The 10,698-nt window shown below is 39.4% G+C and carries 10 protein-coding genes; 6 read left to right on the top strand and 4 right to left on the bottom strand.

Annotated elements, in window-relative coordinates:
• Window positions 1-206: 206 nt before the first annotated feature.
• Both FFR48_RS03030 and lspA read left to right on the top strand, forming a co-directional pair.
• A complete protein-coding gene (locus tag FFR48_RS03030) occupies window positions 207-794 on the top strand; it encodes a biotin transporter BioY (protein WP_137666327.1) in 588 nt (195 codons plus the stop codon).
• Between the two features lie 89 nt (window positions 795-883).
• Window positions 884-1,360: a signal peptidase II gene (gene lspA, locus FFR48_RS03035; RefSeq protein ID WP_137666328.1), complete on the top strand. Its 477-nt coding sequence runs from the start codon at window positions 884-886 to the stop codon at window positions 1,358-1,360.
• A 257-nt stretch (window positions 1,361-1,617) separates the two neighbouring features.
• On the opposite strand, the gene FFR48_RS03040 is transcribed toward lspA, so the two are convergent.
• A complete protein-coding gene (locus tag FFR48_RS03040) occupies window positions 1,618-2,100 on the bottom strand; it encodes a hypothetical protein (RefSeq protein ID WP_137666329.1) in 483 nt (160 codons plus the stop codon).
• Between the two features lie 441 nt (window positions 2,101-2,541).
• Between FFR48_RS03040 and FFR48_RS03045 the strand changes: the two genes are divergently transcribed.
• Window positions 2,542-4,812 (top strand): transglycosylase domain-containing protein, encoded by a 2,271-nt coding sequence (locus FFR48_RS03045; RefSeq protein WP_137666330.1) that lies wholly within the window; start codon window positions 2,542-2,544, stop codon window positions 4,810-4,812.
• A 141-nt stretch (window positions 4,813-4,953) separates the two neighbouring features.
• Here FFR48_RS03045 and FFR48_RS03050 read toward each other — a convergent pair whose 3' ends face one another.
• On the bottom strand, window positions 4,954-6,378 hold the full coding sequence (locus FFR48_RS03050) for a DUF4335 domain-containing protein (protein ID WP_137666331.1): 1,425 nt from the start codon (window positions 6,376-6,378) through the stop codon (window positions 4,954-4,956).
• A gap of 6 nt (window positions 6,379-6,384) precedes the next feature.
• Window positions 6,385-7,011, bottom strand: coding sequence for a DUF3038 domain-containing protein (locus tag FFR48_RS03055; protein WP_096567485.1), 627 nt, complete (start codon window positions 7,009-7,011; stop codon window positions 6,385-6,387).
• A 413-nt stretch (window positions 7,012-7,424) separates the two neighbouring features.
• On the opposite strand from FFR48_RS03055, the gene FFR48_RS03060 reads away from it, so the two are divergent.
• The 3 genes from FFR48_RS03060 (at window position 7,425) to FFR48_RS03070 (ending at window position 9,414) form a co-directional block, all read left to right on the top strand.
• Window positions 7,425-7,943 (top strand): adenine phosphoribosyltransferase, encoded by a 519-nt coding sequence (locus FFR48_RS03060; protein ID WP_096567487.1) that lies wholly within the window; start codon window positions 7,425-7,427, stop codon window positions 7,941-7,943.
• A 91-nt stretch (window positions 7,944-8,034) separates the two neighbouring features.
• Complete coding sequence (locus FFR48_RS03065) at window positions 8,035-9,081, top strand: ABC transporter permease (RefSeq protein ID WP_137666332.1); 1,047 nt, start codon at window positions 8,035-8,037, stop codon at window positions 9,079-9,081.
• 51 nt (window positions 9,082-9,132) lie between these two features.
• Entirely contained in the window at window positions 9,133-9,414 is a 282-nt protein-coding gene (locus FFR48_RS03070) for a hypothetical protein (RefSeq protein WP_096567490.1), read from the top strand.
• A gap of 93 nt (window positions 9,415-9,507) precedes the next feature.
• Here the strand turns inward: FFR48_RS03070 and FFR48_RS03075 are convergent, their stop codons facing one another.
• Window positions 9,508-10,173 carry a nitroreductase family protein gene (locus tag FFR48_RS03075; RefSeq protein WP_137666333.1) on the bottom strand — a complete coding sequence of 222 codons (666 nt, stop codon included), beginning with the start codon at window positions 10,171-10,173 and terminating at the stop codon, window positions 9,508-9,510.
• Window positions 10,174-10,698 lie beyond the last annotated feature (525 nt).

Genomic DNA, 10,698 nt, shown 5'->3' on the forward strand with positions numbered 1-10,698 from the left:
GACACAGAATACAGGATTAAGAATTGATGAGAGTTTTCGAGTCATTGGTTGTTGATGAAAAACTTACTCCTGTAAATTCCTGCTACAAACAAATATTCTGATTCCTGACTCCTGACTCCTGAATTGATTGGTTACATTTGCGATTTTTACATATACTGGTGGTTGCTGTTAGTGTTACCTTTGGGCTATTCCCTATTGCCTGATCAATGTTTGCTGCTTCCAATCAATTATTATGGTCCATGATTGGCTTACTCCTGACAATGGGTGGCACGTTCCTAGAAGCCTATGGCACTACCTTACCTTGGAGTTGGAGTCAGCAAGGAATTAAAACCTTTTCTTTAGGTGTCAGCTATCAAGTTGGTGCAGTGCTGTTGGTAGGTTGTTTAGGAGGTAAAAATGCTGGTGCGCTTTCCCAGATTGCTTATCTAGTCATGGGATTAACATTATTGCCTGTATTTGCCGAAGGAGGTGGTATAGGATATGTTAAACTATCTCAGTTTGGCTATTTGCTCGGTTTTATTCCAGGAGCTTGGATTTGCGGATATTTTGCCTTTAAAGCCAGACCTCGTTTAGAAACCCTGGCTTTTAGTTGCCTTTGTGGTTTGTCAACAGTCCACTTATGCGGTATTGCTTATTTAATGATCAGTTATCTTTTTCCCTGGAGAGGTGCAGAACATCTACCTTTAATGCAAGCAATCCTCAAATATTCCTGGTTTTCGCTTCCCGGTCAACTAGCTGTAGTCTGCGCTGTCACCATCATAGCTTATGTATTACGACATATCATGTTTTATTAATTAGGGCATTGGGCATTGGGAATAACGGTGAAATGACTAATAACTAATAACTAATGACTAATGACTCATGACTAATTGACAAATTTACCATGCGTTTAAAAAATAGACTTTTTTGGATTGCTGCTTTCGTTGCTTTTGTGGTAGACCAATTAACAAAATTATGGGTAGTAAAAACCTTTGAGTTAGGAGAAACATTACCACTGCTACCAGGAATATTTCACTTTACATATCTCACCAACACAGGGGCTGCTTTTAGTATTTTAAGTGGTAAAGTAGAATGGTTGCGCTGGTTATCCTTGGGAGTGAGTTTAGTGTTGATGGCGATCGCATCCTGGGGACCAGTATTAAGTTTTTGGGAACAGTTAGGTTATGGTTTAATTTTAGGCGGAGCTATGGGTAATGGTATTGATAGATTTGCTTTAGGCTATGTCGTTGATTTTCTCGATTTTCGCCTCATCAACTTTGCAGTCTTTAATCTAGCTGATTCTTGTATTAGTATTGGTATTGTTTGCCTTTTAATTGCATCTTTCCAAAAAACACCAAATTCTCATCACAGAATACGATAACAATTGATAATTGTCCATTGTCAATTTTCCCCATCCTCTCACGAACAAACCAGAGGTAATTGTCAATTGTCCATTGTCAATTATTGAAATATCTCTATCGCCAATACCAGCGGTTTCTTAACATTGAAAAATCCGCTGTTTAGTGATAGAGACTATTTTTTGTTGATGCAAACTTGTAAAAAATCCCCTGATCGAACAAATAAATGTAGCGAGAGTTGTTCTTTAAGGAGTAGAAATTTGAGTTAAAAGATTCAGATTTAAGTACCAGAAGGGGCAGTTTGTGGTAAAATATTCACAGGAACTTGCTCTGGGCTAGAAAACTCTGTTACAGGAGAGCTTTCTGGAACAGGAGTCAATTGGTTGGAATTATCAGGACTTGGGTTAATTGGTGTAACTGGTACTGTGGTATTATCTACGTCAGTATTGCTCTCAATAAAATTAGTTTGTGGATTAGTTTGTGGATTAGTTTGTGGATTAGTTTGTAGATTAGTTTCTGGTGATGAAACAGGACTCAGAAAATTCCTATCAAGTGGTATCCCACCTGGACAACGTGAATTAAGCGGGAAACGTTGACAGAGAATTTTCATTCCTTCTGGTGACATCTTAATTTCCGCCGCTGTACCCATAGAGGAGTCACTTGATTCTACCAACAAAGATTCACTTGATTGAGCCATAGCAGCGTTACCAGTAAGCGCCAAAGTCATGGCAGTACCAATCAGGGTCAGAGATTTTCCCTTCATTCTGAAATTAACCTCAAGGTCAACGGAACACTGCGCTAATTAAATCAAACTCTTGATGGGACAAAATCAGCCTCAAGGAAGATGTAAAATTCTTTGAATAATGCTATAGGTCTTTGACAAAAGTAAAATTTAAATATTTTGTCAATTGAATAGAAGTTTTAAGGAATACACAGAGAAAGATTGTATTTGAACTTGTAACGCTGGCTTTATTGGATAAAATCAGCATTTTATGTCCAAGCAACTAATTTGTGATGTAGAAAGCAGTGACAAAAATTACAAGTTAATTTTACTTGCCAATCCATCAAAAGGTTTACTTGAATACCTTTAAATTCAGTACAGCCAATTTATTTTTGGCTTGTGAGTAAAATGGTGTAAGACTAGCATTAAAATTGCGATCCGTACGATTCTGTCTTCACCAACAGCCGTGATGTGATATAGCCGATGAGTTCCCCGCAACCGCCGCAAAAGCCACAAACCTTACTTGGTCAACTGACGCAAGCAGTAAATACAATTCAAGCCAGGGTAGATTTTTCCAAACTGGCGCTCAAGCCGAATGCCAAAGTACCGGAAATCTGGGTGCAGGATGCGGGAGCGGACAAAGCGGAAATATATCCCCTATTGGGCGATCGCTATATACTTGGTCGCAGTTCCAAATCCTGCGATATCGTCGTCCGTAACCCAGTAGTCAGCCAGATTCACCTGTCCCTATCGCGTGATTCCAGCCAAAGAACATCGGTTTTCACCATCAAAGATGAAAACTCCACCAATGGCATTTATATTGGCAAGCGCAGAGTCACATCCCTAGAACTGCGTCATGGTGACGTTTTCACCTTGGGACCACCAGAACTTGCAGCTTCAGTGCGTTTGCAATACTTCGATCCGCCCCCCTGGTATATCAAAGCAGGAACATGGGCATTTTATGGTTTTGGGAGTGTCAGCGCCTTATTTGCCCTAGCTATTGGCTTAGAATGGACAAAATTTTCCATTAGACCCCTACCTACAGCCACCAGCGCCCCGGTAGTAATTTATGCCCGTGATGGATCCACACCACTACGAGAACCACGGAACATAGCTCACGTAGACTTAAAACAGTTATCAGAATTTGGTCCTTATTTACCTGCTGCGGTAGTCGCTTCTGAAGATAGTCGTTATTACTGGCACTTTGGAGTTGATCCTTTAGGGATTTTGCGAGCCGTATTAATCAATAGTCGTAGCGGTGACGTACAACAAGGAGCCAGTACAGTTACTCAACAACTTGCCCGCAGTTTATTCCGCGATTATGTAGGTAGACAAGATTCCTTGGGGCGGAAAGTGCGTGAAGCTATTGTCTCCCTGAAGTTAGAAACCTTTTACAGCAAAGATGAAATTTTACTGACTTACCTAAACAGAGTATTTTTAGGTGCTGATACTTCGGGCTTTGAAGATGCGGCTAAATATTACTTTGAAAAATCAGCTAAAGAATTAACATTAGCAGAAGCAGCGACCCTAGTAGCAATTTTACCTGCACCCAACGCCTTCAATTTTTGTGGAGATGGTCCAAGAAAACTGGACGCAGCAGATTACCGCAATCGTGTAATTAGGCGGATGCTGGACATGGGCAAAATTAGCGTCGAAGATGCCAACCGTGCCAGACGTTCTACAGTGCAAGTTAGTCCTAAAGTTTGCGAAAGACAAGCTCAGACAATAGCCCCTTACTTTTATAATTACGTCTTTCAAGAACTGGAATCAATATTAGGAGAAGGAGCAGCAAGAGAAGGTAACTATATCATCGAAACCCAGTTAGATCCAGCAATGCAAGCCCAAGCAGAATCAGCTTTACGAAATTCAGTGAGTAACGCCGGGTCCAACTTGCGATTTTCCCAGGGGTCGCTTGTTACCCTAGATGCGAAAACTGGCAGCATCTTAGCAATGGTAGGGGGGACTGATTACAAAAAAAGCCAATTTAATCGGGCGGTACAAGCTCAAAGACAACCTGGTTCTACCTTCAAAATTTTTGCTTACGCTGCTGCTTTAGAGCAGGGAATACCAACATCTAGAACTTATTCTTGCGCTGCTTTGCCCTGGCAAGGCTTTACTTACAGACCCTGCCGCTCTGGTGGTGGTAGTTTAGATGTAGCCACAAGTTTGGCACTCTCAGAAAATCCCATTGCTTTAAGAATTGCCAGAGAAGTAGGATTAAATAAAGTTGTAGAAATGGCGCAGCGTTTGGGGGTCAAATCCTCACTGGAAGCTGTTCCTGGTTTAGTCTTGGGTCAAAGTGTAGTTAACGTTTTGGAGATGACCGGCGCTTTTGGTGCTATTAGCAATCGTGGTGTATGGAATCGCCCCCATGCTATTAGCAGAATTTTAGACAGCAGCGATTGTGAAGATCGCAATGATTTAAAGACCTGCCGTGTTATCTATTCCTACGACCAGGATCGAGAGAGTAATAAGCGAGTGCTAAAAACAAGTATCGCCAATACAATGACCGATATGATGCAGAGGGTAGTTTCCAGTGGTACTGGTCGTGGTGCATCTATTGGACTGGGAGAAGAAGCGGGTAAAACCGGAACAACAGATAAAAACGTTGACTTATGGTTTATTGGTTTTATTCCCAGTCGGCAACTTGTAACTGGCATTTGGCTAGGAAATGACAACAATTCCCCTACATCTGGTAGCAGTGGTCAAGCTGCCCAGTTATGGGGGAATTATATGCGGAAAATCGCCAAATAAATGGGTAATTGGTAATTGGTAATTGGTAATTGGTAAAAAAGGGAACAGGGAACAGGGAACAGAAAGAAGGCAATAGGCAATAGACAAAAGTTAATATTCTCCTCCTGCTTTCTTCCCCAGTCCCCAGTCCCCAGTCCCCAGTTACCTGTATCCCTGCCAGGGAGTGACTTCAAGAGTGCCGTTAGATTTGAAGACTACCTGGAAATGGGCAAGAGGTTCTTTATTGTTGGGAGCAGCTTGATTTGAACCGTAGACAGATTGAAACATTTGTGGTAAGGGTGTTTCTCGAAAATAGTCAAAGGCGACTTGATTAAGTGGTTCATAGTCAGCGATGACACCAATTTTGTTAACGGCTACCCGATATCTAAGTTCTCTGTTAAAGGTAGGTGTAACACTCCAGTTTTGGCGAATTGTATTATAAAGCTTTTGATTTAAGTCTTTGAGTGTACTAGAATCAGTGATTTTTTCACCGATGACATCTGGTGTTCTGGTATATCCCAACCAAGGACTAATTTCTAACACACCTTGTCTGGTAAAAACTACTCGAAATTGAGCAATGGGTTCGTTGGTGACAGTGCGGTTAGCAGGATTGTAGAGTAATTTTGGCAGTGGAGTTTTTTCTATTGCATCATTGGCATTTTTGTTAACAGCTTTATAACCAACAATACTTCCATCACCAGCTACACCCAAGCGATAGACTAAATCTTCTGTAATTTCCGAACGATTCTCCCAGACAGGATGAATTTGGTTATACACTTGGCGATTCAATGCCCGTAGCTGGGAGGGGTCAGTAATTTCTGGAACTGTATTTAGAAGTGCTTCTAAATCTTTGATAATAGGTGTGGCTGAGGCTGTAGGTGATGCTTCACTGGTAGGTGTAGGTGATGCTTCACTGGTAGGCGTAGGTGATGCTGTGGGTATTGCTGTGCTGGTTTGTTCTTCTTGCTTCGGTTCTGGTGGACGTACCTGGGGAGGAGGAATTAAGCTAAAGGCTACCGCTGCTACTGCTAAACTGGATACTCCTACAGTAGCTGGTACTGCTTGTTTGATTATAGTTTGACTAGCACCATTATAACGTCTGGTGACTGGTTGTAGTTCCAAAGTTAACTCTGGTAAGGTTTGAGTATCAGCAAAAAACTGATCTACAGCTTCGACTAAATCAAACAACTGTACAGTATTCAAATCAATTTGAATAGGTGATTGTTGAACTGCGTTTGATTGAGATTGCAAACCATCACCTGTAATTTCTGAATGTACAATTAACTTGTGTCTGTTGCTATCAATTTTTTGTAACTCGACTAACTCTGAGTCACCGTTGTGTGCTTGAGGGTTGGGGACATTACTTAAAAATTCTTGAGCATAGGCGCTTACCGCTCTGACTAAGCTTTCAAAAAATTCTCGCCCTCCGGTTATAGGCTGACTATAACTAGATAAATAGCATTCTGCATTCACCAATATAGATAATTCTGGACGCAGTTCTTGAAATTGGGTGGTAGGGGCGACATCACTTAACCCTTCTAAGAGTAGCGTGCAATTAGGTAAACTGTACTTACGTTGAATATTCATTCTACTTTACTCTACTTCACCGTCAAAAAGAGAAATCCAGAAACGCTGCATTCCAGCTGTACCTGTGCAGAATAGTAATTTTTCTAATAAGTCTATAGCCAGTTCATCTAATTTCTCGTCTGAGTTTAATGTTAGTAAAACAGAACGTCTGGCATTCATCCGACTTTTAAAATGCGCTCTAAACCGTTCTAGGTAATTAGCTAGTCGTAAATTTTGCTCTAGTGGAATCTGCTTTTCTGATAATTGCTGATATATCATTAGCATCTGTCGGATAACTACTGTTAACCGCCGCGCTATGTAGCAAGCAATTACTACTAAAGCTTTTGCTTCCATGATGGTGAGGGGACGGCGGTTATGCGCTCTTCTTAAAGGGTTAGAAGCACGCATTCTCCATAGATTTACTCGGTTTTTGACAATTCCTGTTAGGTCTAGTTCTTGGGCAAAAGCGAGGATGGCTTCAGAACCACCCAATTCTAAAGCTTCAATTGCCAGTAACATCAAGTCTATTTGTAATGTGGTTCTGCGGGGACAGCCCTTGGGTCCTATGGCTGGATCTGGTAATGTGTCCAGTATCATCGGCATGGACTCAGGAGTTGGATCATTCAATGACTTTACGCTTGCGGAGACATTCATGCTCTAAAATACCTTGTGTTATGCCAACAGACTGAGTGAGATGAATAAAACAACATTAAACACTATTTAAGATAGATAGCTAAACCAGAAATCAGGTTTTGTGGTTATGGATAAGCATCTCAATATATACAATACTTACTTTTGTTATACCAAGATTCCCGTATATTCTAATGAAACTTTTAAAGCATCAGTTTACTAACCTATCTAGTTTAACGGTACAAATACATCTCTAGCTTGGGTTAAATTCTTAGTTATTGTCAATGATTGACGAAACTTACAGCAATAATCTCCAAAAGATGAAATTATAGTGTACGATTTTTCAGGGGATTGGTGACTGGTGACTGGGAAAATACAAATAATTTCCCCCTGCTTCCCTATTCCCTATTTTCTATTCCCTGTTACTACTGAATACGATGGATTTAAAATCTCTGATTCGTGACATACCAGATTTTCCTAAGCCTGGAATTGTATTTCGAGATATTACAACTCTACTGCGTAATCCAGAGGGTTTGCGATACACTATTGACTTTTTAGCACAAAAATGTATTGAACTGGAAATCTCAGTTGATTGCATTGTGGGTATGGAATCACGGGGTTTCATTTTTGGCGCGCCTCTGGCTTATAAATTGGGATCTGGTTTTATTCCGGTTCGCAAAAAAGGCAAGTTACCCGCAGCAGTTCACAGAATTGATTATCAACTAGAGTATGGTACAGATTGCTTGGAGGTACATCAGGATGCTTTACATCCAGGTAGCAGGGTTTTGATTGTAGATGATTTAATTGCTACGGGTGGAACTGCAAGTGCAACAGCTACTTTGGTACAGAAGATTGGCTGTGAACTTGTGGGTTTTGGGTTTATCATCGAGCTACGGGATTTGCAAGGACGCAAGTATTTACCAGATGTACCAATTATTTCTTTGGTTGAATATTAGGTGATTGGTGACTGGTGATTGGGTAGAATTAACTTATGACTTATGACTAATGACTAATGACTAATGACTAATGACTAACAACTAACAACTAATGACTAATACAAAAATTGCTTTAGAGACTGGTCGAGATTGGCTGATTAAGCTAGTCACAGATGAAACTTTTATTTATGTGATAAAACGGCTGCTACAGGCTTTGTTAACTATTTTTCTAGCTTCTGCGTTGTCGTTTTTTGTGATGAAATTGTCACCAGGTACTTTTTTACTTACATTGATACACAATTCTAAGATTTCACCAGAACGGATTAAAGAAATTACACAACAGTTTGGTTTGGATAAGTCTTGGCCTGAGCAATTTTGGTTGTGGTTGAAGCAAATTATGACTAGGGGTGATTTTGGGACAAGTTTTGTTTATCAGCGTTCTGTGTCGTCTTTGTTGTGGGAAAGAGTACCAGCGACTTTGTTGTTAGCGATCGCTTCTTTATTTACAACTTGGGCGATCGCTATTCCTCTGGGTATTCTCGCTGCGGTTAAACAAAATCGCCCGACGGACAAGATTTTACAGGTTTTAAGTTACGCTGGACAAGGTTTTCCTAGTTTTATCACTGCCTTATTTCTCTTATTCTTAGCCCAAGTCACTACCCCCTTATTTCCTGTGGGTAACATGACTAGCATTGATCATGGTGAACTGACATGGTTCGGAAAAATCTTAGATATCGGTTGGCACATGATTTTACCTTTGATTGCGTTAAGTATTACCAGTTTTGCTGGTTTACAAAGAATCATGCGTGGTCAATTATTGGATGTTTTGCGGCAAGATTATATTCAAACTGCTCGTGCTAAAGGATTACCAGAAAACCGTGTTATTTATGTTCATGCTTTGCGGAATGCTATTAACCCTTTAATTACTTTGTTAGGATTTGAATTAGCAAGTTTATTAAGTGGTGCATTTATTACAGAAAACTTCTTTAACTGGCCTGGTTTGGGTAAATTAACTTTACAAGCTGTTTTGGCAAAAGATGAATATTTAGTCATGGCTAGTTTAGTGATGAGTGCGGTTTTATTAATTCTAGGAAATTTAATTGCTGATTTAATGTTAAAAGCTGCTGATCCAAGAATTAAATTAGAAGATTTGAATTAGAAAATAGGGAATGGGGAATAGGGAATAATTACGAATTACGAATTAAAAATTATGCTTTCTGAAGTTTATTATATTATTCGGTCAAAGACAGATGGTAAATATCTCACTGCAAAAATTGATGAGGATAAATCAGGATATTTATTATTGTTTAAAGAAGATTTTGAAGCACTCAGTTATTTAAATGCTCATGCTGCTGATTTAGCGAGTCGTTTAGCTGTAGAATCTATTCCAGGTACACAGGTGGGAAGTTTATTAAAACGTTGGGGATTTGCAGGTTTGGGAATAGTTAATGATCCTTTATTGCCTAAGATTGATTTTTTACAACATGGATAAATTCAGATCCCCGACTTCTGTTGAAAAAATAATTGAATTGATTTACAAAATGAAATCAAGAAGTCGGGGATATTGTTACTTAGATATTGTTCATTAATCTTGATATGGGTTGTCTATTTTATCCACAAATACATTAGCAGATAACGGTAAACGACCAGGATTTAAACGGGGTTCGGCTGCATATCCTACAGGTACAACCACTGCAATACAAATATCTGGGTTATTTTCTGCACCAATCACTGCTTTTACTTTATCTTCAATCCAACCATTCATAAAACAGGTAGATAAACCCAAACTTTCTGCTGCTAATACTAAATTTGTAGCAGCTATCATGGCATCTTTAATAGCATATTCCCGACGCTTATCTCCTAAAGCTTCTTGAAATTGGGGAATAGCATTTCTAAAATAATTAACTGTTCCCTCATTCCAAGCGCCGGTGTTTAATCCTTGTTCTAAAATGGGTGTTAAATCTTGTTCTCCAGCAGTTGCATCAGCAGCAAATACAAAGGTTACAGGTGCTTGAATAATTTGTTTTTGATTCCAAGATGCTTCACATAATGCAACTTTTTGATTTTCATCTTGAACTAAAACTATTCTCCAAGATTGGGTGTTAAAACTACTGGGTGCTGCTACGGTTAATTCTACCAGTTGTTTAAGCATTTCTGGGGAAATGGGATCTGGTTTAAAGGTTTTGATAGAACGACGTTGTAATATAGCTGTAGGTACATCTAATGCTTGGATTTGAGTGGTAGAAGTCATTTGATTTTAGATTTTAGATTTTGGATTTTAGATTTTGGAATTATTTCCTGTGTTTAGGGTAACGTTTTTTTGTACGGAGTTCCAATAGTAGGTTACAGGGTACAGGTGACAGTAAGAAGAAAGACTTTGCGTGAGATAAAATCTTATTTGTCAGAATCAGGATAACCAGGATTTAAAGATTTTTAGGATTGAGTTGTTAAAAAGACGTTATATATGTGCGACACAGATTTCCATCATATTAGTATGTGTCAAGTCTGAGGATTTTGTCAAGTGTTTTGGGTGAAAAAATTTTGCGGGGATGAGGATTTTTAGATGTTGATTTTTGGGGATATGGGAAAGAGGTAAAATATTAAATTGTCAGAATCAGGATTTACAGGATTTAAGGATTTACAGGATATTAGACATCTCCGAAAACTATCTAACCTTCACCACAACTGCTTTTGAGGAAATGAAGGTTAAGTGCAAAGATACTCAGATTATACGCTATAATCAGTGCTGAAGATGCCTGCTATTGGGAATTAGCCA

Origin of the sequence: Sphaerospermopsis reniformis, from assembly GCF_005402885.1 — a bacterium.
Lineage (GTDB): Bacteria > Cyanobacteriota > Cyanobacteriia > Cyanobacteriales > Nostocaceae > Sphaerospermopsis > Sphaerospermopsis kisseleviana.